Source organism: Sutterella massiliensis (genome assembly GCF_016899755.1).
GTDB lineage: Bacteria > Pseudomonadota > Gammaproteobacteria > Burkholderiales > Burkholderiaceae_F > Sutterella > Sutterella massiliensis.
Map to the genome: position 1 here is coordinate 1 of NZ_JACJJC010000408.1, position 277 is coordinate 277.

General features: G+C 59.9%; 1 protein-coding gene. It reads left to right on the forward strand.

Annotated features, from left to right (window positions below; genetic code table 11):
* Positions 1–19: 19 nt before the first annotated feature.
* On the forward strand, positions 20–277 hold a 258-nt coding region (locus H6A60_RS13110; protein WP_205105302.1), incomplete at its 3' end, for an FAD-binding protein.

Below are 277 nucleotides of genomic sequence, written 5' to 3' on the forward strand. Positions count from 1 at the left end.
TCCCAAAGGAGGTCGAAAAATGCTTTTTTCTCGCCGCACATTTCTTGCCGGTTCTTTCGCCGCAGGCGCAATGGGAGCCGCGACAGCCGCCCATGCCTATGCGACGGGGCCGGCGGCCAAGGAGTCGAAAACCGATGTACTCGTTATCGGAACGGGTTTGTCGGGCATCGCCGCAGGACTTGCTGCTAAAGAAGCCGGTGTCGACGTTCTGATGATCGACAAGGTGAAGCGCGTTCAGCGCGGCGGCAATTCCCGCGTGTGCCTCGGTTCCTTCCTC